21 protein-coding genes are annotated in these 25,378 nt (G+C 40.9%); 6 read left to right on the top strand and 15 right to left on the bottom strand.

The features are described 5' to 3' along the window. The 12 genes from RIF36_RS27480 to RIF36_RS27425 all read right to left on the bottom strand — a co-directional run bounded on the left by RIF36_RS27480 (position 1) and on the right by RIF36_RS27425 (position 15,657). Positions 1-1,200: a GNAT family N-acetyltransferase gene (locus tag RIF36_RS27480; protein ID WP_350072658.1), complete on the bottom strand. Its 1,200-nt coding sequence runs from the start codon at positions 1,198-1,200 to the stop codon at positions 1-3. Positions 1,201-1,212: 12 nt separating this feature from the next. After that, a complete protein-coding gene (locus tag RIF36_RS27475; protein ID WP_350072660.1) occupies positions 1,213-2,172 on the bottom strand; it encodes a glycoside hydrolase family protein in 960 nt (319 codons plus the stop codon). 12 nt (positions 2,173-2,184) lie between these two features. After that, positions 2,185-3,138: a glycoside hydrolase family protein gene (locus RIF36_RS27470; protein ID WP_350149713.1), complete on the bottom strand. Its 954-nt coding sequence runs from the start codon at positions 3,136-3,138 to the stop codon at positions 2,185-2,187. Positions 3,139-3,140: 2 nt separating this feature from the next. Then, positions 3,141-3,851 (bottom strand): WbqC family protein, encoded by a 711-nt coding sequence (locus RIF36_RS27465; RefSeq protein ID WP_350072664.1) that lies wholly within the window; start codon positions 3,849-3,851, stop codon positions 3,141-3,143. Position 3,852: 1 nt separating this feature from the next. After that, complete coding sequence (locus RIF36_RS27460) at positions 3,853-4,932, bottom strand: DegT/DnrJ/EryC1/StrS family aminotransferase (protein ID WP_350072666.1); 1,080 nt, start codon at positions 4,930-4,932, stop codon at positions 3,853-3,855. Position 4,933: 1 nt separating this feature from the next. Next, entirely contained in the window at positions 4,934-6,205 is a 1,272-nt protein-coding gene (locus tag RIF36_RS27455; protein WP_350122018.1) for an ABC transporter ATP-binding protein, read from the bottom strand. Further along, entirely contained in the window at positions 6,202-6,951 is a 750-nt protein-coding gene (locus RIF36_RS27450) for an ABC transporter permease (protein WP_350149719.1), read from the bottom strand. The genes RIF36_RS27455 and RIF36_RS27450 overlap by 4 nt, the downstream gene beginning before the upstream one ends. A gap of 103 nt (positions 6,952-7,054) precedes the next feature. Further along, positions 7,055-8,200 carry a GDP-mannose 4,6-dehydratase gene (gene gmd, locus RIF36_RS27445; RefSeq protein ID WP_350072669.1) on the bottom strand — a complete coding sequence of 382 codons (1,146 nt, stop codon included), beginning with the start codon at positions 8,198-8,200 and terminating at the stop codon, positions 7,055-7,057. A 611-nt stretch (positions 8,201-8,811) separates the two neighbouring features. Continuing rightward, entirely contained in the window at positions 8,812-9,957 is a 1,146-nt protein-coding gene (locus RIF36_RS27440; RefSeq protein ID WP_350072671.1) for a Wzz/FepE/Etk N-terminal domain-containing protein, read from the bottom strand. Between the two features lie 11 nt (positions 9,958-9,968). Then, positions 9,969-12,623 carry an SLBB domain-containing protein gene (locus RIF36_RS27435; protein WP_350072673.1) on the bottom strand — a complete coding sequence of 885 codons (2,655 nt, stop codon included), beginning with the start codon at positions 12,621-12,623 and terminating at the stop codon, positions 9,969-9,971. A 319-nt stretch (positions 12,624-12,942) separates the two neighbouring features. After that, entirely contained in the window at positions 12,943-14,592 is a 1,650-nt protein-coding gene (locus RIF36_RS27430) for a capsule assembly Wzi family protein (protein ID WP_350122020.1), read from the bottom strand. A 249-nt stretch (positions 14,593-14,841) separates the two neighbouring features. Continuing rightward, complete coding sequence (locus RIF36_RS27425) at positions 14,842-15,657, bottom strand: class I SAM-dependent methyltransferase (RefSeq protein ID WP_350122022.1); 816 nt, start codon at positions 15,655-15,657, stop codon at positions 14,842-14,844. 155 nt (positions 15,658-15,812) lie between these two features. Here RIF36_RS27425 and RIF36_RS27420 point away from each other — a divergent pair, with 155 nt between their 5' ends. Further along, on the top strand, positions 15,813-17,273 hold the full coding sequence (locus RIF36_RS27420) for a flippase (RefSeq protein WP_350149718.1): 1,461 nt from the start codon (positions 15,813-15,815) through the stop codon (positions 17,271-17,273). 14 nt (positions 17,274-17,287) lie between these two features. Next, entirely contained in the window at positions 17,288-18,199 is a 912-nt protein-coding gene (locus RIF36_RS27415) for a glycosyltransferase family 2 protein (protein ID WP_350072681.1), read from the top strand. Here RIF36_RS27415 and RIF36_RS27410 read toward each other — a convergent pair. The 3 genes from RIF36_RS27410 to RIF36_RS27400 all read right to left on the bottom strand — a co-directional run bounded on the left by RIF36_RS27410 (position 18,160) and on the right by RIF36_RS27400 (position 21,871). Continuing rightward, a complete protein-coding gene (locus RIF36_RS27410; RefSeq protein ID WP_502880869.1) occupies positions 18,160-19,797 on the bottom strand; it encodes a capsule assembly Wzi family protein in 1,638 nt (545 codons plus the stop codon). The two genes, RIF36_RS27415 and RIF36_RS27410, sit on opposite strands and share 40 nt — an antisense overlap. 299 nt (positions 19,798-20,096) lie before the next feature. After that, a complete protein-coding gene (locus tag RIF36_RS27405; RefSeq protein WP_350149712.1) occupies positions 20,097-20,741 on the bottom strand; it encodes a hypothetical protein in 645 nt (214 codons plus the stop codon). 11 nt (positions 20,742-20,752) lie between these two features. Then, positions 20,753-21,871 (bottom strand): glycosyltransferase, encoded by a 1,119-nt coding sequence (locus RIF36_RS27400; RefSeq protein ID WP_350072684.1) that lies wholly within the window; start codon positions 21,869-21,871, stop codon positions 20,753-20,755. Positions 21,872-21,944: 73 nt separating this feature from the next. Between RIF36_RS27400 and RIF36_RS27395 the strand changes: the two genes are divergently transcribed. Genes RIF36_RS27395 through RIF36_RS27380 form a run of 4 tightly spaced genes read left to right on the top strand, consistent with a single transcriptional unit; the run spans position 21,945 to position 25,377 of the window. Continuing rightward, a complete protein-coding gene (locus tag RIF36_RS27395; protein WP_350072686.1) occupies positions 21,945-22,907 on the top strand; it encodes a glycosyltransferase family 2 protein in 963 nt (320 codons plus the stop codon). Further along, a complete protein-coding gene (locus RIF36_RS27390) occupies positions 22,900-23,064 on the top strand; it encodes a hypothetical protein (RefSeq protein ID WP_350072688.1) in 165 nt (54 codons plus the stop codon). The genes RIF36_RS27395 and RIF36_RS27390 overlap by 8 nt, the downstream gene beginning before the upstream one ends. Before the next feature lie 23 nt (positions 23,065-23,087). Continuing rightward, positions 23,088-24,230, top strand: a complete 1,143-nt coding sequence (locus tag RIF36_RS27385; RefSeq protein ID WP_350072689.1) for a glycosyltransferase family 4 protein — start codon at positions 23,088-23,090, stop codon at positions 24,228-24,230. Then, complete coding sequence (locus tag RIF36_RS27380; protein WP_350072691.1) at positions 24,211-25,377, top strand: glycosyltransferase family 9 protein; 1,167 nt, start codon at positions 24,211-24,213, stop codon at positions 25,375-25,377. Before RIF36_RS27385 ends, RIF36_RS27380 begins: the two co-directional genes overlap by 20 nt. The last annotated feature ends 1 nt before the right edge of the window (position 25,378 follow it).

Genomic DNA, 25,378 nt, shown 5'->3' with positions numbered 1-25,378 from the left:
TTATTTACCCTTTTCACAGAGAAGAAAAATACTTGAACAAAGATCAGGGTACTGATGCCCGAGCTGGTAGCAACCTTCCAGATACTCATTGCTTATAATGTCCGTTTGCAGGAGCCTGTCCCATTGAAAGTTTGCTAGTGCTTTAAAAAAGATGCCCGTTCGGAAAACGACGTTTAAGCCAGCAGCTTTTGCATCTCGCTCGAGGGTATCAAGAGTATAGGTAATGCGATGGCCATGCTCACTTTCCGCAGGTGTAATGGCAGAATTATGAGAAATAAGCCCCATTTTCACTGCTATCTGCCTTGAAGGTGCGTTGGCGTTAGGGCAAACTAGAAAAAGCCGACCATTGTCAGACAGCCACTGATCATTTATCTTTTTTAGCACTAAAACCGGATCATCAATATGCTCCAGTACGTGAGTAAGTATGACGTTGTCATATTTTTCATTCAATTCAAGACTCTCAAACAGCGAATTAATAAACTTAACTTTACCGCCAAGCTCCTTTTTTGCTAACTGAATGGCCTCATCCGAAGCTTCTACACAAGTTATATCATCAAAATGGGGCACCAGCCTCTTCGTAAAGTCTCCCTTGAAGCTTCCTAATTCGAGTAAAGACCCAGGTCTGAAAAAATTGGTAAACGATTTGAGCATGAAGCCATGCATTACGTCAAAGTCGAAATCATACGCATATTTGTGATCGCTGGTATCTTTTAACTCTTTGTTATAATCCCTGTCCTTCATACTGTTTCTATTCAATTTCAAACTCATTTTTAATACTTCACCGCCCTTGTGACTAGCTTCAAAATTATACTTTTTATATAGATGAATTGCAGGCTTTGCCTGACTATTAACTTCCAGGCTGATTTTATGGTAGTTTCTTTCCCTCCCGTATTCGATACAATTGAATAGCAAACTACCTGCTATACCCATTCCAAAATAGGCTTTAATCGTACTTACGTTGGTTATATAACCTATGCCACGGCTTGCGTCATTAAAATACGCTGCCACTAAGCCAACAAGCCTGTCTTCGGCCCACGCTTCAAAAGTGACAGCATTCGAACGTATTTTAGTTGCGTACTCATTAATATTCACTTTGGTGTCCAAAGAGGGGCTGAAATTTTCTTTGCATTCATTTAAATGATTGGCAATATCCAACCACCCTGCAGCATTTATTCGAAAAAGTAATTCAGTTGATTCCAATTTTTAGAATTCTTAAGTGTCGATCAATTGTGCCAATCCAAAACCGTATTTGCCGAACTCGTTGCCATTATAAAGCATGTAAATCTCATCTTCTACGGTAAAAATATGCGGATAACACATCATTTCAGAGTCCCATCCACTCTCCGACTTCTCTATTCCTCCTGTAGAGTCATCTCTGATCCAGTTAACCAGGTCATGGGAATATGCGTATCCTATTCGATATCCTCTCTCTGGGTTTTTTCTGAAATCTGTGGCGTGCCTGAAGCAAAAGTACATATGGTAGTAGCCGTTATGCTTAATGACTGTTGGAAGCGCCTGACACTCATTTTCATCGATAACGTTACCAATAATCTCAACGCCATCTTTTTTTTCCCAGGTTACTCCGTCGTTGGAGGTAGCGTGCGCAATTTTATACACTCTGGCCGGAGGCTCTTCATTTTGCGCTTCTATCCAATTTTTCCCGAAAATATACCACATGTGAAAAACGCCGTCGAAAACCTTAACAAAAGAGTCTCCCACAAGCATAGGCTCTTTCAACGAAGAAGAAAGCACTGGGCCGTCTCCTATTTTTTTAAATGTATCGCCGTTATCGTCACTAATAGCGAGGCCTGTTGACGTGTCAACAGAGACCGATACTCTTCTGTTCCAACCACATGTATAGGCCATGATTTGACCATTATGTAATAACGGGTTAATAGGAAAGATTCCGTGCTCATCAAAACAACCCAGTTTTCCGAGAGGAATCACCTCATTTTTCGAAAAGTTTATGATTTCCTTTAGCTCCTTATCAAGGTCAACAAATGCTATTTCACTAAGAAACTTCCCTGTTTGGTCTTTCTTTCTGGTTGAAAAATAGATTCTAACGTGCTCTTTGAACACAATTGTTTGTGGAGACTGCGCATAGTCAGTACACTCAAAGTTCAAACCATGATTGGTAGGATCAAATAGCTTACCTTTCTTTTTCCACTTCATATTGTAGCCGCATTAAGTCAATTCAGCGATGCCAAACCCTTCTCTACCAACTTGATTGCCCAGGTAGAGCATATAAACTTTGCCACCAAGTTCAAAAACATGAGGATAACTGACCATTTCTGAATCCCATCCAGTTGCGGAAACATCGATGCCTGCTTTTATATCTTCTCTTTCCCAGCTAATCAAGTCAGCACTGGACGCATAGCCAATCCGGTAGCCCCTTTCTTTTCCCCTATATCCTGTACCGTATCTATAGCAAAAAAACATGTGATATTTTCCGTTTAGAAAAATCACATCGGGGCTTGCCTGGGCCTCATTTTCGTCAAGTATATCAAGAATTAGGTCGCTGTTGTGTTTTGTCCAGTTATACCCGTCGTCTGACGTTGCCATTCTGATTTTGTAGACAGGTTCGGGCTTCCCATTGTCAAGCACCCACCTGCGACCAGCTATGTAGAAAAGGTACCATTTGTTATTAAAGAACCTGATTTTTGGACCACTTAGAATAAATGGCTCATCTGGGGTGTAGGATAGTATCGGCCCGTTTCCCATTTTGTTAAAAGTTATACCTTCGTTATGACTTACTGCCATTCCAATTGCCACATTGAAAGGGACAGATTCACACCTTGTCCATCCAGCATAATAAGCACGATACTCATTATCACACTTCACTACAGATACCGGATAGGTACCGAACTCATCAAACGTGCCCAACTCGCCAAGTTTTAAAATTGGCTCATCGCTAACCCGGATGATGTTGAACAAGTCGTTCTTATCTAAATCCACATATGCAGAATAGCTTACGTATTGACCATTCCTGTCGGGTGAGGGTCTACATGAAAAATATACTCTAACGAAAGCATCAAAAATGACTACAGAAGGAGCTTGAGCAAACTCCTTCAAAAAAGATTTTCCTTGTACTTCCAAAGGGTTAAATACCCTCCCTAACTTTTTCCAGTTAAAGTTCATGTTTAGTTAGACACTAATGTATAGTTATTGATCAATCGATCAACTATCTCATCTACAGAAACAAACATCATCACATCCAAAATAGAGAGCCATGGCACAAAAGCATTTTGAAACTGCGAATACTCAAAAGGACTCGCCTTTAAAAAACTTAACTCTATCCCATCCAAGGCAAATTTTGAACTTGAATATAGCTCAACACCACCAATAGGATTAATATAAGCGCTAGCTCCAATTTTCTTACAAATTTCAATTACTTTGCTTTCTGACCTTAATTGATGATTGATATCTATGGAGGAAGAGATCACGATTTCTGTCTGTATTCCAAATTGATTACAAACGATGCGGACGGAGTTAAGAATATAATCGAAGAGATTTTTGGACTGATAATTAAATATATCCTCCAGTATTGGATATGTTTTATCGGCAAAGGGGGCCTTGCGATAAGCTTCCTTTATTTTTCTAAGGATTTTGGCTCTGTCAGATTCAAACGAATCGGCTAAAAGCCTTTCTTTTACTTGCAAATAGTCTGAATCTTTCTTTAATGGCAAGGTGAAAAATTCGTCTCCACCATTAACTAAAAATCTGTTGCGATTGATCCATCCTTTCTTTGTGAATTCAATGTTGTCATAAATAACGAACTTATCAACCGCATTGATCAATTGAAAATACCCTACATATGGAAGAAAGTAGGGTTGCATGATAGCCACTTTCATATTAATTATTTATTGTTCGCAGAATGATGCGACATATATAATCCACATCTGTCAAAGTAAGGGTATGGTAGAGTGGGAGGCAAAGCACTTTGCTAGCAATTAATTCACTTTCTGGGCATGAAGACCTACCGAAAAGATCGATGGTGTTTAACGAAGGGTAAAAATACCTTCTTGGGGAAATTCTATTGGCTTCGAGATCTTGAATAACTTTCAGTGTTTGTGCCTCACTTTGAAAAACAACAGGAAAGTATGCATAGTTATACCTTGTATCCTTGTTTAAAGTTGGAAATTGGATTACACTATGTCTTAGTTTCTCAATATAATGAAGACTCTGCTGCTTCCTCCTTTGTAAAATTTCGTCTAAATAGTTTAGATTCAATAGACCCATAGCTGCATGCAGTTCAGAGTTCTTGCCATTGATCCCTACCTCCGCAAATTCTTTAGGCCCGTGATGGCCAAAGTTTCTAAGAAAGGCCAGTTTCTTTAACAGGTCTGAATCTTTTGTAAAAACAGCGCCGCCTTCAACTGTATGGAACAGCTTTGTAGCGTGAAAACTCGTGGTACTTACGTCCCCAAATTTGAAAATAGATTGACTCTTATAAGTTGTTCCAAAGCAATGAGCTGCATCGTAGATAACTTTCAAATTGTGCTTGTCTGCTATTTTACCAATCGCCTCAATATCACAGGCATTTCCAAATACATGCGTAGCTAATATTGCAGTCGTTTTAGGAGTGATTGAAGCTTCAATCAACTCTGGGTTTATGTTAAAGTCCTTTGAATTAATATCAACAAAAATGGGCGTGCAGCCTTCCCAGATGATGCTGCTACAGGTTGCCACATAACTAAAGGGAGTGGTTATTATCTCCCCCCGAAGATTCAAGGCTTTAATAGCTAGCTGTAAGGCAATTGTGCCATTTGTTACGTACAGCAAGTGGGGAATATCCAATCTTGTCTTCAATTGCAGCTCAAGCTCATTTACCAGAGGCCCATTATTGGTGAGCCACTGTCGTTGCCACACATCAGCAATTAAGGACTGATATTCTTCTATTGGGGGTAAAAACGGCTTTGTTACTGGTATCATATCAACTGATGACCCATTTAAGGTCTGGTTTCACAATCCCTTCTTTTTGACCACGCCAGCCAAGCTCCTGTTTTTCTTGTTCAACTAGTTCGAACTGAATTATGTCATTAAACTCTGTTAACACCTGACCTTTATTCCTAACTAACAATAGTCGGCTGATATTGTAAATGCCAGTATTCATAAGATTTGGCGGGATAACACACGATGCAGCAGTCTTAAATTTTCCTTTACAGTCAATGTGAGAGTCTGTAGTAGCTACAAAAACTAGATTACCTAGTTCGTCTACTAAATGGTAGGTAATATCAAGGCACTCCCCTGAGAATTGCTTGTTTACAGCCAGCTCAAACTCAAGCAGCAAGCTTTCATTTATTCTTAACACATCCTTCTTATTTGCGCCAGATACTTTTGCCATTAATAATCTAGCTGACTCATTGCCAGGACCGGTTTCTGGCGTGTAGTTCACTTGGGTCTGAGATTCGGAGAATTGCTGCAAATAGCTTTGCATAGCCCCTTGTATTGACCCGTTGAATTCCATTTGTCCATTTCTAAGCACGATGCCTTGTGTGCACAAATTAGTTACTGCACTCATGTTGTGGCTTACAAAGAGAACAGTTCGCCCTTCTCCCTTGCTTATGTGCCCCATTTTACCCAGGCACTTCTTTTGGAACTCTGCGTCACCAACAGCCAAAACTTCGTCCACTATTAGAATTTCACTTTCCAAATGAGCTGCTACGGCAAATGCCAAACGAACATACATTCCAGAAGAGTAGCGCTTAACCGGAGTATCTATATATCGTTCAACTCCCGAAAAATCAACTATTTCATCAAATTTCGATTTTATTTCCAGTTTACTCATCCCGAGAATGGCACCGTTCAGAAAAATATTTTCTCTGCCTGTCAGTTCAGGATGGAAACCCGTACCGACTTCCAGCAAACTGGCAATTCTCCCTTTGACTTTAACAACTCCAGTCGTCGGAGACGTAACATGCGACAGCACTTTCAACAGTGTGCTTTTACCTGCTCCATTTCGACCAATAATACCGACCGAATCACCCTGTTTAATATCAAAGCTAATGTCCTTAAGGCTCCAAACTATATCAGAATCTCCTTTTTTGCTTCGATCATTTGCTTCTCCAATCTTCAAAAACGGATCCTCTTTGCCTCGTGAAAGAGCCCACCATCTTTTGACATCGTTAGCCAATGTACCAGTACTAAACTGCCCAAGCTGGTAGGCTTTTCCAAGGCCCTTTACGTCGATTACAACATTACTCATATGGTATCAACAAAGGTTTTTTCTACTTGCTTAAATGTCAGTATGCCAATAAGGAGCACTAAAACAGAAATTACACCCAGGTAGAGAAGATTCATCAGTTCAAAGTGCCCCTTGCCAAGCAAGCCAAACCTTACGCCCTCAATGACCTGTGTCATTGGATTCGCCGCTATTATTGGCTTGTATTTTTCCGGAACAAAGGATAGAGGATAGACAACAGGCGTAGCATACATCAATAACTGTGACCCAAAGGCGACTAAATAGGCTATATCTCTGTACTTTGTTGTCATGGCGGAGACAATCATTCCGAGGCCCATGCCGAGGCAGGCAGTACACAAAATAAAAATAGGAAAAATGAGGATGTAGGAGTTTGGTCCTATATCGGATCCAGTCGACCAAAAATAAATGAATACTAAAAGAAAAAGGAACAACTGAATACCAAACCTAACCAAGCTTGACAGCACGATGCTTAGAGGCATTATAAGTCTCGGAAAATATACTTTTCCGAAAATTGATTGGTTTTCACGAAACACGTTGGATGTCTTGTTAAGGCAGTCTAAGAAATAGCTCCAGGTTAAAATTCCCAATAGGTAAAACAAGGGTGCTGGCACCCCTTCAGTCGGGATTCTGGCAAACCCGCCAAAAATAATTACATAAACCGTCATTGTAAAAATCGGCTGAATGAGAAACCAGAGTGGCCCTAAGATTGTCTGCTTATACAACGAAATAAAGTCCCGCTTAACAAACATTAGGAGTAAATCTCTGTACCTCCACACGTCCATTAGCTGCAGGTCAAACAAACTCGACCTTGGCTTAATAATACTATCCCAATATCTGGTATTACTCTCCACCTTACTCTGCCTGTTTTAAAACCTTGTGTCCTGCATTAAGCAAATGGATGTCTCTTTGAAAAAGCTTAACATCCGAATCCATCATTTCTTCTACAAGACCTTTCAGTTGGTATTTAGGAGTCCACCCCAACTTGCTATTAGCTTTTGCAGGGTCTCCAATGAGAAGGTCAACTTCAGTTGGCCTAAAATATCGTGGATCTACTTTTACTAAAGTGTCTCCTACTTTTAATCCTTCGGGGAGATCTGAATTCCCAACTTTCTTCATCAACCTATCAGAATCCATTGATTCAAGAACTCCAACTTCATTTAGGCCATTTCCATGAAAAGCCAGGTTAAGCCCAACGTGAGCAAACGACATTTTTATAAAATCTCTTACACTGGTAGTAACTCCGGTGGCAATCACATAGTCCTCAGCAACGTCCTGTTGAAGTATTCTCCACATGGCTTCAACATAGTCTTTAGCATGTCCCCAGTCTCTTTTCGCATCAAGGTTACCAACAAATAAGTCTTGCTGTAAACCCAGAACGATCTTTGCGGCGGCTCTTGTGATCTTGCGAGTAACGAAGGTTTCTCCACGAAGGGGGGACTCATGGTTAAATAGAATTCCATTGCAAGCAAACATATTGTATGCTTCCCGGTAGTTCACAGTTATCCAGTAGGCATAAAGCTTCGCAACCGCATAAGGCGACCTTGGGTAGAAAGGTGTCGTCTCTGACTGAGGCACCTGTTGCACCAATCCGTACAATTCAGAAGTGGACGCCTGATATATTCTTGTTTTACCTTCAAGACCAAGAAGTCTCACGGCCTCAAGAATCCTCAGCGTCCCAATGCCGTCAGCATTTGCAGTATATTCTGGTGTATCAAAACTCACCTTTACATGGCTCATTGCCGCCAAATTGTATATCTCATCTGGTTGTGTCTCCTGTATAATTCTTGTCAGATTCATGGAATCCGTCATATCACCATAGTGCAAAATAAGCTTTGGATGGTCGACATGGGGGTCTTGATACAGGTGATCTATCCTGTCCGTGTTGAACAGCGAAGCTCTCCTTTTTATGCCGTGAACCTCGTACCCTTTTTTGAGCAACAGTTCAGCAAGATAGGCGCCGTCCTGCCCAGTAACTCCTGTAATTAATGCCTTTTTCATCAACTAACTTTTTAATTATAATCATGAACAATAAAGCAACACCATTATCCAGTGCTAATTCAAACCAACATGTCATGATTGATTACTCGTTCAAAAACACTACCCGAAATCTGCACTTTTTTAGTCATTTCAACTTTTCCGAAGGCTCTTTTAGGTCTGAGCAATAAGAATTTTCTATCATAACCATTTTAGCTTATCCTTTTTCCATCCATTTAGCATCGTTACTCACTATTCCCACCCTCCAACTTATAAGTCACCCGATATCTTCTCAGGCAGATATAGCGAAAGACTTTACCATTACCCCAATTTAGAAAAATGCTGAGTTCTTATTCTTAGCATTGCGCAATATAGTGGTGGTGGTGACGTGGCTATCAGTATTCTCAGCATAACCAAGCCACTTAAATTGATTAGTTTCCGAATTAGGTCATTCTCCAAACTCCTCAAACATTCCTTCATGTCATTTTTCAGCGTCGGAGTTATTGAAAAACTCAGTCAAAAGCGTTAAGTGGGTTTTCGAAGTGTTAAGAGACGATGGCAAGAGAATTTATGAGTAACAAAATTACTCGATTGTTAAAAACAATCCAATAAAATCTGGCCTTTTGCATAATAGATTAGTCTATAGGAGTAATTCTCAGTTCCTTGAAGTAGGCGACAAGCAGCATCAATACCTGAATAAAAAAACCAACAGCCGCACCCATCGCTGTATACAGAATGATTATTTTACTTACGATTGGCTCGGAAGGATTGCTTGGAATTGAGACAGGTTCAAACTCAGAAAAAAGAGGTGTTTCTTTTTTTACCTGTATTTCAGCCTGCTCAAGCTGATTGGATAACGTGTTGTAAATATTAAAGGCTAGGGTATACTCAAAATTAAGGTATTGCTCTTTTGATTCAGCCAGCTTGGTCATCCTGCCCTGATTGGAATCACGAAATATGGCCAACTCCTTTTGTGCCTTCAAATATTTAATTTCAGCCTCTATTTTCCTTTCTCTAATAAACTCCAAATCCAATCGAAGCTTTTCTGTTTTGTATTTGGAGAGATAAGTTATGAGTTTTTCAATCACTACGGTGTTCAATTGTGCGGCTACATTTTTGTCAGGCATTGTTACGGTAAGTCCAATAATTCTTCCCTCGCTAGCAATACCTATCCTTTTTTTTAGCTGAGTCATAACTTTCTTTTCATCACCAGACAAAATGAGAACCGAAGGATAATCTTCCATTTTCTTTCTGACATGTTTTGGAATTACTTGGCCTTTACTTTTCGCAAATCCGAAAAGAATCTTGATGTTTAATGGCAAGTCCTTCAAATAGTCTGCTGCCTCAGCGAAGAAGTGCTTTGGCGCAGGCTGAAGGAAAAATTCGTAAAGAGATACGCTTTTTTTCTTTTTTTTGAATTGGAATTCTTCATCCATCAATTCCAGTAGAAACGGAGTGCTTTTAAGAATTTGTGGGTACATGTCCGATCCCAAACTTCCAGAACCTCCATCACTTGACCTTCGATTTGTCCGAACCCCCGCCAAACCGATAAGGTCACTAAGCCCACCAACACTTCCGTCGTCTCCACCCTCCGATAAAATTTCAACCGTGGCCTCGTATTCTACTGGCGTAGTGCTTGCGACAATCACACCAATTATAAGAAAAAGAACAATTGAAGCAGCCAGATAAATTTTTCTGTTATAAAACAGCCAGAAAATATCAAGCAGAGCAATTTCGTCACCAGAAAACGTCTCTTTAACAGTAATTTTTTTATTTCTCATAAAAAAGCTCATTAATTCCTAAGCACCTGAGAATTTACCAGTAAATAAAGCGTCAGGAAGCTAGTAGAAAGCCCGACAATTTCCTGGATCGAAATAGGTCTACGTGCTGGCGCAAGTGGAACTATAATTTCAGCTCCAGGGTCAATTTGAGGGTAAAATCTAAACCCCAAAAATCGTTTTGTTCGCTTTACTTCCCCGTTAGCATAAACAACATAAGATCTCTTCCTACTTGCATTTTCAGAGAAGCCCCCCGCATTTCCAATATATCCTTTTAAACCTTTACCAGTTTCATACCGAGTCGTTGTTGGGTAGAGTACTTCGCCTCTTAGCCTCACAGTCTGTAGCTCTTTTGGAATGGTTAGTAAATCACCATCTTTCAGTATCAAATCATGAGGAGATCCTGGGTTCTTAATAATCTCATCAAGATTTATACCCACCAATTCTGCCTCCTTCATTTCTTTTTCCTTGACCGTACCTGTACGAATAAGTCTTTCCGTCCTGGCTTCCTCAAGAAGCTCCTCATCAGACTGATTCAATTCACTCATCAAAACAGCCTCATTCCCCTGGGTAACCCTTGCATCCAATCTTTCAAGCATCTTCCTTTCAGATTCAATGTTTTCAGCATCCTTTCTAAGGGTATTTGCCTGCAAATCCGTCAATTTCTCCAACCTTATTTCTTCTTCTGGCTTAGGCTCATAATATTCTGTCCTCCTCAGAAGCGTTGCACCCTTGGCATAAGCAAATTGATTTAAACCGCCAGCTCGCTTTACAAGGTCTGATATTCTCATTGTGACAATATCGAGAGCATATTCTCCCGGATAATTAACCTCCCCTTCAATGGTTACCAACTTTTGTTCCTGATAACCAGGGCTTTTTCGAACAAAAACATGATCAAATGGACTTAAAGTAATCTCTCTTTCTTCATTGGCTATTGACAAATTATTGTTGATCGGAAAAGTAATGATAGAAGCTATTTTTCCTGAATTGTCGTTGCTTACTCTTCTTGCAATCTCTATAATTGAGTTAGCAGCTGATTCTTTCAAACCCCCTGCCCTGAGTAGCAAATCACCGATTGTCATGTTTTCGGCATATGGGTAGTTTCCCGCTTTATTAACCTCGCCGCTAACTTCCACGGAGTATTCCTCCCGAAGGTCAAAAATGCTCACAATACTAAGCAAATCCTCGTTTTGCAAAGCCAAATCCTCAGTTTTCCCCTCAAGTACAGCGCCTAAATCTATTGACGCAGCTCTGAGAGTAAAGTTCTCCGAAGTCCTGTATAAAGTAGCTCTGCTCAAAAATGCATCGCCTTGAAGTCCGCCGGCTTTTTTTAGCAGCTCAGCGATCGTTAGCCCATCAGTTAATTCATATTGTCCCGGACGAACTACTGGGCCTTGTACCTGAACACGGTTCGAGAACCTATCCTGAATTTCCCCAATAGTAAAAATATCCCCATCTCTGGGGAAAAACCGCTGCTGTAGTGCCTTGTCGAGGGTTTCAACTGTTTTCATTTCGTCGCCTACTCTGGTAACAGTGATCATTTCAGTATAGGCTAGTTCATTGAAACCACCTGAGAAGTAAATCAAATCTTCAAATGTCTCATGAGGCCTCATTTCAAAAAGCCCTTGTATTCTGGTAGCCCCAATAACTTCTACTCTATTTGAAATAGGCCTAATTAGAATAACGTCATCATCTTCCAACCTTACGTTAGTGCTGTCGTCGCCTTTGGTTAAAAATGGATACGTATCTACTTCAGAAACAAGTTTGCCAGATCGGTACACCTGAATATGCCGAAATGTACCATTGGTAGTAGGACCGCCAGCCACATAAAGGGCGTTGAAGACTGTAGACACTGATGGCAATGAATAAGTACCAGGGCTTTTTACCTCTCCGACAATATTCACTTTAATTGTCCTTACATTTCCGAGCGTTAGTGACAGAAATGTGTTTGGATTGTTTCCTCTGAGGCCCGAATAATAGTTGCCTAACTTGCTAGTCAACGATGAGATAGCGGCTTCAACAGACAGTCCACCGATATTTATCAACCCGATAAATTTCATGTTGATTTTTCCATCCGGAGTTATGATTTCTTTGAAGCTGTCGGTTGTCGCACCGTAAATATTGATTATAACCTCGTCGCCCGGGCCCAAAATATAGTTCTTGGGCGTAGGCATATTCAAATTGGGAGAAAAATCGAGAGGCTTATTGTGAAAAATGGAATATCCAAAGATTTTCTTCTCAAGGCTAGTTAATTCGTAGCCCAAGCTATCACGACCCGTTATTGACTCAAACAAGTTGTCGCTACCAAACCTTTGAGTCTTTCGCAATGCTTCGGCTGAAGATTCTTGTCTTTTCTCTCTCCTGAGTCTCACATTGCTAACTTGTATTACTCTTTTTTCAAATTTCGCATGCTCGGCGGGAAGCATCCCTCTTTGGCGCGCCAAAGCAATCAACCGATCTTGTGAGACACCCAAAGTCTCCGCCTTAATCAAAAGATCTTCAATTTGTTGGTCCGTCAACAAATCGACTTTGATCGAGCTCAAATCCCCAAAGGACTGCGACTTCAGATCGTTTGGAGCCAGAATGACGATCAGAAGAAAGATTATTGAAGCTAATTTAAACAACCCTTGCAACCGAGAAAACGATATACCTAATTTTACTAATTTCATTAAATGTTTTGAGTTTTCGTTTAAGAGAAACACTGTCTTTTATATTTCTGCCTAGCAGGGTTTATTACCAATGCCTGGTTGTAAACGGTCGCAAATATAAATAATTATAGCAAGAGTGCGCAGAATTCCCATATTTCTGAGGCATTATCGCTTTTACCTTATTTGCTGGTCAAAGTAGGGCCTAATCTGCTGACACAAGCTTAGTCCATTGGGCCAGAACGGGTTGTCTAAGTTCTTCTCAAGTTCACTCTTTTCTTCAATTGCAATAGGGCTGCACTAAAGTCGTTGCAATCAACGCACATCGCAACTTATTGTAAATCTACCTGCCAAAGCGGTAAACAGCTTTGACATTTCCAAAGGTATTTAACTTTCTCTCGCCCCTCGGAAGTACTGCATTCTCTTCGCCAGGCCTAAAGCCCCATTGATAATTGTTCGAATTGACAAAGGAGAGGTTGGCGCTTATGAAGAACCTGTTGAAGTTTCTGTCAAAGAGCAGGGCTGCCGAGGTGTCCACCCATGGAGAATGAAGAGGGTTGTAACTAAAAGCCACATTATAAAAATCGTTATTATGAGTAAGCCTTTCCATTCGCATTCCAATCTTATTTAATCCACTTACCCAACTTGCCTCTAACGACTGTAGGTTACTCCCAGGGCCAATTCCAGCTCCAATCACTTGCCCAAGATGCGTAAAGCCGTTGGTGACTTGCGAATGGAGGTACCAACTCTTGGCATCTCTATTGATATAATTGCTGGACTGCTGCAGCTGTGTAAGCTCTGCATTCAGTTGAAGGTAACGATCCTTCCCAGACAATGCAAAAAGCTTAGAAAAACCAAGTATGTATGCCCTTGAGTGCTCAGGAGTCATAATGAAATCTCTCAGGTTCCAGGATGCGTCATTGCGTCCGTATTCTGCATACAACTCAGCTTGCACCTTTTTCCAAACCCATCTAAAATACACTGAAATCATTTGATCCCTGTTAAACAAATCATCAGAAACTGGATCGTTGGCTTTAAAAATATTTAGTACGCCCGGAAAATAGTCTTTGTTCTTTTTGGTGTCGCCAAAATATTGTTGAAAAACTCTGGAGGCTCCAAAATGAAAGCCTGAGAACCACGATGGAGAATAATTAACGGTGAATCCAGACAAATATCTCCAATCGTCTATGGGATTCAAATAAAGTGGATTGATAATCTGCGTTGGCAGGTAGCCAGAACCTTCGAGCTTTCCCACCAGTGTCTGAAATTCAAAGGTTCCTATCAATGTCTCGATTGGTTTGGTGGTTTTTAACCCCAAGTGATAAAAGCCAGGAGCATTGTTGCTAAAAATCAAAGCGTTTCTTTTTCCCGGGCCCCACCAGATGTTCTGAGAAGAAGCTCCAATAAAAACTGGCCCCAGGTTGAGACCAGCAAAGCTTTGTCCAGGGTGAAGCCTATAGTAAGCGTCGTCACCAAATCTCTCAGGCGAATCTATATAATTATAGGTGTACCGATAGTAAAAAGGCAGCACATAGGGGTTGGTAAAACCTTGATACGCTTGGTTTGCCGACCAAACTGCTTCAGGACGTAGCTGCACTTGAAAGGGCCCCGCTTTAAGATAAAATCCTCCTGAGATGTAAGACTGGAAGCCCCTGGAAGGGATCATCAAACCATCGTTCCACCCATATGGATTAGTAGTGTTCAATTGAGTAGTTAATTCAAAAGGGAGTAACTCTATGCGAGCCTTAGACTTCTTCCCACTGAAAACAATACCACTAAATGCATAGAGCTTTGTCGCTGAATCTGCTAAATAAACCTTACTGCTAAATGGCCGAATATTAAAGGATGGCCTAATCAAAGTATCTCCCAATAGCTGTAGACGCCGTATTCGCTCCTCAAAGGATTTAAAGCCAGTAGGCATATCTTGAGCATTGACTACAAAGGAAATAGCCAACGTTACTATGAAGCCAAAAACTTTTATTCCCTTTTTCATTAGCCTATTTCTCGTTAGCGTGTTGAAAAGCAATGCCACCAAAACCTCAAACTTTGCCTGTCTTTCCTGCTAAGTAGTATTGAAGCAAAACACCTCAAGATACTCATGTGCACCGACCTTGTTTCAAATTAGCGTTGCCAAGATATAAATCCCACAGAAAAGCTTAGACGATATTGTCATCTACCTTTCCGGCGGGCAAATTTGAAAGCAACAATGGCAGATGGGTTTCATCAAACTATAACAGAACTTTCAGTATTTTGGTGGTTCCAGCTTCCAGGAACCCTCCTTAGCCACTGTAACTAACACTTCAAGCTCTTCAGAGAAAATATAACTTGTATTTCCAATTGATGAGAGGATCTTATAAATGCCTTCAACAGGGGTTTCCCATGAATACTGCTTATAGTGATACCTCTTAATATTCACGTGAAAGTCATCCGACAAAAGGTGGAAGTATTTTCTTATCTCTTTTGCAGAATACTCTTTCCAATGGTGGCCATACGTAACCCTCTCAAATATCTCCCCAACGCCAACACCAATCCCCGTCATAGTCAATAAGTTTTTTATGCTTCTGACGATGCTCATCAAAGTCAAAGAATTAGGTGTCGATATATAAATGATCCCTCCAGGCCTTATTATCTTATGAACACTCTTCCAAAATGAAATGGGGTTGAATGTTATGTGCTCCATAATCTCGGTAAAAAGAATCAAGTCGTACCTGGAATCAACGCCTTCCATGGACGTCAACTGTTCGAGATCGTTTTCAACTATCCCTACTATCCCAAAGCCTTTTTCTCTCTTCCTGACAAATTCAAGATCCCAAAAAGGACTTACATCCATGGCGTCTATCTGGTAGCCCAGTTTGGTAAGAATCATGGAAGAATGTAAATAGTGGCTGCCTATTTCCAAAATTTTGCTGCCTGGCGGCATTACCTTTACTACCGAAGACGCCATTCTCCGATACCTGCGTTTGTGGTAATTGAAATATTCCAGGTCGCTTTCTTTTTCTTCAGCAAGTTGAGAATGCACCTCTTCTATAGCTTTTTCGACGTCAATAACTGACCTCATTAAGTTGCTTTATAAAGTTTATCCCGCAAGGAAATAATTTGTGAGGGTAAATATCTAAAGCTTTTTGTATTTATGTGACTTAAATTGAAAATAGATGATCCAATGGTAGTCTGAGAGAACAGACCTATTCAGTTTCCTTGAAAGATTTTCATCTAATGTCGGGTTGGGAGTCGCCTCCTCTAGCTATGAAAAGAAACTATTTTTATAATCTTATTTTTTCATTTTCGAATATCCTTTTTCCTATCATAACCTTTCCGTACGTGTCAAGGATATTGGGGCCCTCTGGCATTGGAAAGGTGCAGTTTGTCACTTCCTTCTCTCAGTACTTTACTCTTATAGCAGCGCTGGGCATCCCCGTATATGGTATTCAGGTAATTGCAGCGGCAAAAGGCGATTTTTTTAAACTTTCAAAGGTCTTTTCTGAGTTGACAAGCATATACATAATTACCAGTTTGTTGCTTTCATTAGCCTATTTTGCCCTAATTTTTTCGGTTCCTTTTTTTGGCAACCAGTTTCAACTGTTTCTATTTGCAGGTCTAATAGTGGTTCTGAGTTTTACTTCAATCGAATGGTTCTACTCAGGCCTCGAAGATTTCAAGACCATTGCTGTCAGATCCGTCGTCATAAAATCGATAGCACTTGTACTTACTTTCACTTTCATAAAGGAAGGTGACGATTACCTGGCCTATTTACTTATTGTTCTATTCACAATACAGGGAAGTCACTTCCTGAATGTGGTCTTGCTGAGAGGAAAAGTCTCTTTGTCATTTTCAGGTTTAAATCTAAAAAGACATCTCAAACCTCTTCTGTTTATCTTTAGCACTACCGTAGCCGCAAGCATGTATACTGTGCTTGACACGGTCATCCTTGGCTTCCTAACAAGCGACGAGTCTGTTGGTCTATACACAGCTGCTGTCAAGCTGACAAGGATCACTATTCCGATCGTGATTTCATTGGGTGCCATATTAGTGCCCCAGGTTGCACGGGCACTTGCAAGAAATGAGCAGGAAGACATGAAGGTAATGGTCAACAAAGCTTTTGGTTTTGTCTTACTTCTGGCTATACCAATTAGCGTGGGACTTCTGCTGCTGGCCCCCGAATTTATTGAAGTGTTTTCAGGTGAGGGATTTTTACCTGCAGTGCCAAGCATGCAAATACTTTCAATATTACCTCTTCTTGTTGGTCTCGGGCATCTATTTGCCTTTGTTATTTTGGTTCCTGCTGGCTTTCACAAAGAAGTGTTTTACTCCGTAGCACTTGGTTTGGGCCTTTGCCTTGCCCTTAATTTTGTTTTGATCCCAGCCTTTCTGGAAGTCGGCGCTTCAATTGCCAATGTTCTAACCGAAGTGGTTGTCACCTGTTCCTACCTTTATTTTATTCAAAGGAACTTTCGCCTTTCATTTAACTGGATGCCCTCCCTTAAGTCGATTCTCTGTGCTTCACTGTTTGTCCCCATTATATTTGGGCTACGGCTGTTATCTTTAAGTGCGGCACTTACACTAACATTGTCAATAGGGTCCTGTGTACTTGTCTACATGACTTTGCAAATGCTCGTGCTAAAGAACGTGCTCATGATGGATTTATGGCAGGCCGTAATGAAAAAGCTTAACCTCTGATGCCTCGAAGGGTTATGAAAGAAAGAAAAGTTTCTGTGGCTATGGCGACATTTAACGGCGGTGCATTTCTGGCCGAACAGATTAACTCGATAGTCAACCAAAGCCTACCCCCCTCAGAAATTGTAGTCTGTGATGACTTATCCCAGGACAACTCTGCGGAAATTCTTAAGAGTTACGAATCGTCAGGCTACCTGCGCTACATTCCCAACGAATTGCGGCTCGGCATTATTGAAAATTTCAAAAGGGCCGTTTCCCTAACTGAAGTTCAAAACTACATTGCATTTTCGGATCAGGATGACATTTGGATGCCGCACAAGCTGGAGATGTTGTTACATCGCATGAACGAAATAGACGATGGAACCACTCCAGCCTTGGTGTATTCAGACTTGGCTGTAATTGACAAAAAAGGTAAAGTGATTAGAGAATCGTTTTGGAATGAGCTTGGACAGGACACCTATGTTCACTGTTTCGAAACACTGTTATACGGAAATTTTGTTACCGGCTGTAGCATGTTGATAAATCCGCCAATGCGAAAGCTATTTCTCGAAATGCCCTCCTCCGCACCAATGCACGACCATTGGATGGCTTTAATTGGATATAGTTTCGGCACAGCATCCAAAATTGACCTGCCGCTTGTAAAGTATAGAAAACATGAAAGTAATGCGGCCTTTTCAGCGTCTCATCAAAAAAAAACTGCTTTCAAGCGGCGACTCCAAAACCTAAAATTTCTAGTCACGGGGGATCAAGACTACCTAAAGAGTGAGACTGCAATAGCTTCGCTTTTTTTAGAGAAGTTCAAGCCAGAGCTGTCAGAAAAACATCGCACTATGTTACTCCGCCTTTCACAATTGAGGAACCGATCCTTTTTGAAAAAGAAAGTCTCATTTCATTTGGCCCTGCGTGGACGATGGAGAAAGGAGAAGTAGCCCTTATCCCACTGCAGCGGGACTGTGCAGGAAATGGCAGGGTGAAAATTTGTCACATCACGTCCATTGCGGAACCAAGGCAAATCAGGGTCAAACACCAGTTCCCACTGATAGTTAATTGACCTGACATAGACAGCTTTTGCGGATAACAATATGTTAGAAATTTTCCAATCGATATGTAGCCCTGCTGTAAAATCGATCCAATGTCTTCTATAATCGCCTGTTCGGGAAAAAGCATATAGCATCCAGTCATTGTCATGTGTGATTCTTTCTAACTGGATACCTATTCTATTAATCCCCCTTATCCAACTGAAATCCAAATACTGCGAGTTGCCCCCTGGCCCAATTCCTGCGCCGAGAAGCTGGCCCTTGTTAGTAAACCCTTGACGAATATAGTCGTCGGAATACCAACTATCCGCATCAAAAATTCCTTCCCTTTGTGATTGTTGTAACTGAGTGACCTCTATTTGGAACTGCAAGTACTGTTTGTTCCTTAAGGGGAACAACTTAGTGAGACCCAGAGTATAGCCTCTGTTTTTTTCGGGCTCCTCAAGCCATCTCCTGAATTTTCTAGGTTTCCCATGGTTGCCGTATTCAGCGTAGATCTCTGCTGATTCTGGTTGAAAGACCCACCTCAAAAAAACAGAAGATTGCTGACTACTGTTTGATTGCCCAATTATTGGAGCCTCAAAGGGGTTTTCTTTCCTGTTAAAGACTGGAATAAAATCTTGAAAGTGCGCTAAATCGTCATGATAGAGCTGCTTTGTTTTATTGTAGCCGAGGAAAAGCCCTTTGACCCATTTTGGCTGCCACGAAAGGTTGATCCCCGAAATATATCTCCATTTATTTCTTTTAGGAGAAAAAAGAGTTGCTCCATAATATGTTCTGGCTTGCTGTGGCAGGGGTTTTCCGGAGTTTTCTATTTTCCCTGCAATAAATTGCCCTTCGAAACTGCCGATTGCAGTAACCACCGGTGCGTTTGTTTCCAAAAATAAATGGGGGAATCCCTGCGCATTGTTGCTCAATATTATTGCGTTTCGATGACCAGGCCCCCACCATAGGTTTTGGGTTGATATTCCCACGGAAAAGTGGCCAAAGCTGTATTTCACGAGGGACTGACCCGGAAGAATTTTGTTGTATTTTCCGTTTGTCAGTTTTTCAGGTTGGTCTATTCTGTTCCACCAAATATACCTCCACATCCAAATGATGTCGTAGTGCACCGAAGGAAACCCATCGTAGTCGAGGTCCCGTGCGAAAATGTATTCCGGCCGTAATTGAGTAGTCAATCGTCCATACTTAATATGCAACCCGAAGCTTAGAAGATTTTGAGCGCCGACAGCTGGTATAATAGCTCCATCATTGCCACCATAAGGAGTTTTTGTGTTGCTCTGAAAGCGATTTTGCAGAGGAAGGACAGCTACTTTAAATTTCTCTTGATCAAAAACCGAATTCCCTTCCCACAGATACCGGACATCGTTAATGTAAGACGAATCGTCATTTACAAAAGACAGTGATCGCCTGGAAAAAGAATATTTATCCGAAATGTTTTCCAATAACTGGCCCCGTCTCAAATAGTCCTCGACAGCACCATAACCCACAACAGGAATCGACTGCCCAAAAACTTGATTGAACAAACATAAACTCAGAAGCCAGAAAAGATACTTTCTCACATTAAATGTACTTTGGGCATGATGCTACTATATGAGCTGGCATAACAATTAAAATATCTATTCATCTTCATTCAATAGTAGCAAGACTCATCTTGATGTATTCGTAACAGTACGAGTGCTTACTCTCTTTTAACTACTTGTATGTCAAAACAAACACACTAAGCCTCCAGCTTTCACACCAAATATTTCCCAGTAGAAAGAAGAATAGTAAATCATTTCAATATGGTCTAATTTAAAGTAAGCGTTTTCAAAGTCAAATTATCAAGAGACCAGCTTTCGTCACATATGTCATTTGGAATAGGTTGGGTGAGCCTATCAAAAAATCTGATTTCCAGCTTATCTCCTGAATGACCAACCGTTTTACTGATTTGGTAAATACTAGTTCCATTACTGAGCTCAGAATAGTAACACAGCAACGGGAGGTCAGTCTTAAAAGCTCCGGTCTTCGGGTCATTCATCCTCCATCCGTTTTGAGGATAAGATTGTTGTATGCACCATAAAGCATTACATATCCCATTGGAAAAAGTGGTTTCGATGATTGACTGCCCGTCAACCAGCATCAGCCACCAATCTGGCCCAGCCGGATACGATAAATTGCCATCCCACGAATCATGAATAAACAAGTCAAAGGAAATAGTTATATAATTATGTTCAGGGAGATCGTCCATTGCCATAGAAAATCCATCGTCAAAGTAATTTCCAATTACCTGATTTCCATTATAATTCATAAGCTTACCTCCGACAATATTATCCATATTGGTACTCTCAAAATCGTTGAAAAATACAATAGCGTCATTTTTCACCGTGGGTTCACACGAAACAAAAAAGATCGCAAAACCCATCCACCAAGAGTATTTAATTGATAGTGACATAGTCCCGATAACTAATTCCGCAGCTTCTTTGCGACTTTATTAAAAGTTTCAATGTACTGGTTGCTCACATTGTCCCAGTTGTACTTAGCTGTCAGCCCTTGCCGGACAACGACCCTAAACTCATTCGCCAGCTTTTCATCCATATCCAACACTTCTATTTTTTCCACCACTGAGTTAGCGTTTTTTTCGAAAAAAAGCCCATACTTGTCTACACCAAGTACTTCTCGACTAAATGGCGTATTCAAAGCCAATATACAACATCCATAGGCCATTGCTTTAAGTAAAGTGGGGTTGGTTCCTCCAAATTCGTGACCATGCAAGTACACGAAGGCATTGTGATAAAGCTCGGCCAATTCCTCTGGATCTGTCACATATCCTGTAAATAGTAACCTGTCATCACTTTCAGCCATTGATTTAATGTTTTTGGCATAGTTGTCTTTGTAGGGCACGTCACCAACAATGACAAGTTTTCTTTCAGAGTTCGAGCGTAGAAAACCCTCTACCAAGAGGTCAGCGTTGTTGTCAGGTATAAGGCGGCCTACAATTAGAAAATATTCTCCTTTAGTAAGGCCCCACTTCGATATTTTAGAGGGATCAATAGATTCTCTAACATTCGCTCCGTACGCAATAACAACTGATTCTCTTTTAAACAGATTTAGATATACCCTCCTCATTTCATCAGAATCATTGACCAACTGATCATATAGCTTTGTGGAAAGCCAGGATGCAAAATAAAAGTAGCGGGCACCTAATCCCTTCCATTTCGGGCGTAGCCATTCCAACCCATCAACATTAATAACGGTCTTCTTTTGGAACAACCTGGTTAGTAGGCCAAATGGCCCATTTGCAGAGTTAACAACAAATATCACGTCTACGTTACTAAAGCATGCATGTACAACCGAAAGAAAGGAATGGGTTAGCTGACTAAGCACTTTTGTCTCCAATGAAGGCAGGTAAACCAAATCGATGCCTTTTAGCCTTTTAGGCTTATCTTTGAAAAGATTTTTGTGACAATAGACAGTAACCTCGATGCCCCTGTCGACCAACCTTTCAGAAAGTTCTTTTACAAGGGTTTCATAACCACTATAAACGTATGGATAACCCCTTGAACCAATGATTGCAACCCTCATTCGAAAAATCAAGTTTTATTTTTTATCAAAAAGAATCTCACTTTTGCGCATTATTGCATTGTAACAATCTTTCATGAATCCGATAGTTTCAGCTATTTACGTTAATCACAACACCTCAGCCCTTTTGCTGGAATCGGCATCCTCGCTGATTGAAAAAAGCGTCTCGTCTTCTTTCGAAATTATAATCATTGACAATGCCTCCAACGAAAAAGAAAAATCGATTTTAAGGTCAGCGTCTCAAAAAAAAAAGACTCAAAATATCAGACTTATATTTTCTGAGGTAAATCTCGGATTCGGCAAAGCTAACAATCTAGGGGCAAAACATGCTTCGGGAAAATATCTTTTCTTTATCAACCCAGACACGTTGATTTTGAACGATGTTCTCGAAATTTTCGTCAGCTTTATGAGGGATTCTGGGCCCACCGTAGCTGCGTGCGGAGGAGGCCTACTAACAAAAAACCTTCAGCCAAATCATTCTTATGGTAACTTCCCCGGCATACTGCTTGAAGTTTGTAATATAGGGCTTGGACTTAGCTTTCTTCTGAATGGATACTATGAAAGAAAAATAGCGATTGGTGCTAAAGTGCATGGGAGTGGAAAATTACAGGTTCCATATATTGTAGGCGCAGATGTTTTTATAAGAAATGAACTCTTTTGGAAGGTGGGTGGCTTCGACGAAAACTACTTCCTGTACTATGAAGAAACTGATGTTTTTCTTCGCCTCAGCAAACTGGGGTTAACCTCTTACATACTCCCAGAAGCCAAAATTATTCATTTTGAAGGTGGGGCAGTAGGGAATAGTCAATCTAATACCTTCAACAGGTTTAAGCATGAAGTGCTTTTAAGAAGTAAACTTTATTATTATAAGAAGTGGTACCCAGCAGCTTATTTGCCAGTTGTAAAGACGCTTATTTTCTTTCAAATACTGGTTCAGTTCTTAAAAGGCAGGATGGGTAACGATATTAAGTCACTGCTTCGTTCCTACCTTACTAGCATTTCGCAAGCCAACGCTCAAAACAGCGTGACAAATGAGTAGAGTAAAAACAATACTGGAGGAATTCACCAACAAGCCGCTTCAGGTCATGCTTCCTTCCAAGGCTTATCTCGATCTTCTCTTCAGGAAACGAGGAAGTGAGGAGCCTGAGATGAGACAGGTTTATGATCTCTTCAATCGACCATCTTCTTTTGAATGATAATATGAAAAAATGCAATGCGGATGAAACTGGCAATTGATACTCACCATCTTCTTACTGAAAAGGCAGGCACCAGGAGAGTGACCGAAAATTTGCTTGAGCAACTAAAAGCAGCGCCCAATACAGAGCTGCTCGAGTTTCAGCCAGGATACACGGTAAAAAAAGGCTCCGGTCTACTCGTCAAACTCCGAGGCCACGCACTTCGATTTTTTTGGGTGCATATTCAACTGCCGTTTCTGTGCGCTAAACATAGGGTTGATTTCTTGCTTTCTCCTGAATTTAATACCCCACTTTTCACAACCTGTCCAAGGGCCGTAATCGCCCACGATGCTCACATGCGGGCTCAGCGAGAGTTTACCAGCACTTTGTGGTTCTATTTCTACTATATTCCATTTATAGAAGTTGCCATCAGAAGAGCTGACTTGATATTCACCGTTTCACAATTTGCTAAAAGGCAAATCGTTGATTTAATGAGTTTGGACGAAAGGAAAGTTCATGTAGTATATAACGGAGTGGACCAATTATTTTTTAAAAGTACACCTAAGTTCAATTCAAAGCTTCCCGGTGGACTTGTGGCAGACCAATATATTCTTTTCGTTGGCACGTTTGAAGCAAGAAAAAATATCGGAAGGCTTCTTGAAGCTTTTAGCATATTGAAAATCAGACACACCGAATCACTTCAAAAATTAAAGTTGGCGATAGTAGGGCAATCTGCTTCCGGGAAGCACTCCGATAGCACTCGGCAAATACGATCGCTGATTAAGAGCCTAAATCTAACGAACGACGTAATACTTTGCGGGTATGTGACCGACGCTGAGCTGCCAATAATTTACCAAAACGCTAAGGTTGTGGCGTTTCCATCTTTGCACGAAGGGTTCGGACTCCCCATAATTGAAGCGTTTGCAAGCAACGTACCTGTATTAACCTCCAATCTGTGTTCAATGCCAGAAATAGCGGGAGACGCTGCCTTGTTGATAGATCCTTACGAAATAGACGATATCAGCAGCAAACTTGAAAGGCTACTTTTCGATGAGGCACTTCGCCAAGTGCTAACTACCGCCGGTACTGAAAGAGTGAAGGAGTTTACGTGGGAAAGATTCGGCTCAAAAGTGCTAGCAAAAATCACATCCTTTTTGAATAAAACAGATGTCAGCGCTGATACATAACAAAAAGAAAAGGCTACTGCTATATGCGGTTAATGCTGTTCTATGGCTACTTTTTCTGCCTAAGAATGTGTTTGGCAAAAGTGTGAAGTTTAAGTCCTTGCCAGCAAAGAAAATTCTATTGGTAAGGCTAGACTACATAGGTGATGTAGTTATGACGAGCCCCTCCTTTTCATTTATAAGGCACCGGTTTCCCAACGCCAAAATCACACTATTGACTAACCCTTCCGCCAAGGTGCTTTTTAGTAAAGACCCAAGGATTGACGAAATCGATACTTTTAATTGGCCTTGGGGGCATTTGAGAGCAAATAACCGATTTAGCTTTTCCTTATTCAAAGAGTTATTCCACCTCGTTTTTCGCCTAAGAAGAAAGAAATTCGATTTGATGGTAGATTTTCGAGGAGACATGAGGTTTGCGTTACTATTCGGCTTCTTTACAGGCGCAAAGGTGCTGGTTGGTAACTCAAGGTCAGGAAACAAATTCATGCTGGACTACGCATCGGAATATGATGCCTCAAAACACGAACTGGAGAGGACTTTAGATGTATTGGCCTGTTTCGGGGAGATTCCTATAGTGAGTCACCCTGAGATATTTCTTTCAGACGAAGCGAAGCTTCTGGCAACAAAACATTTTGAGGAGCTTCTGGGTACAAGCTCGCTAAAAAAACTTGCTATGATTGCTCCTTTCTCTTCAAAGGATATCAAGTCCTGGCCCCTTCCTTATTTTGAAGCCGTTATTAAGCACCTTTTAACCCTGGATTACAAAGTAGTTATAGTTGGAACAAGGGAAGACCAGGAAAATTCTGCATCACTTGCGAGTGCTTTTCCTTCAAAAGTGTACTCTTTGGCAGGCAAAACAAGTCTTAATGAGCTAGCTTGTATGACGTTAATTTCTACACTTGTGGTTGGAGTTGACACCGGTGTTCTGCACATAGCGTCTTGTTTTGACACTCCGATCATAGCCATTTTTGGACCAACACGCTCTTGTGAATACCGGCCTTATTCCAAATTTTCGATAGTAGTGGATAGTGGTGAATGCAAGTGCGATCAACTCACCCATGCAAAGTGTGATAGTCAAGTTAATGGCTATGCAAGATGCATGTTTGAACTAGGCCCACAGGCCGTAATAAGAGCTATTCAGAGCATATAAA

Source organism: Imperialibacter sp., assembly GCF_040222815.1.
Taxonomy (GTDB): Bacteria; Bacteroidota; Bacteroidia; order Cytophagales; family Cyclobacteriaceae; genus Imperialibacter.
Note: the sequence above shows the minus strand (reverse complement) of the source record. Positions and strands in the feature narration are given on the sequence as shown.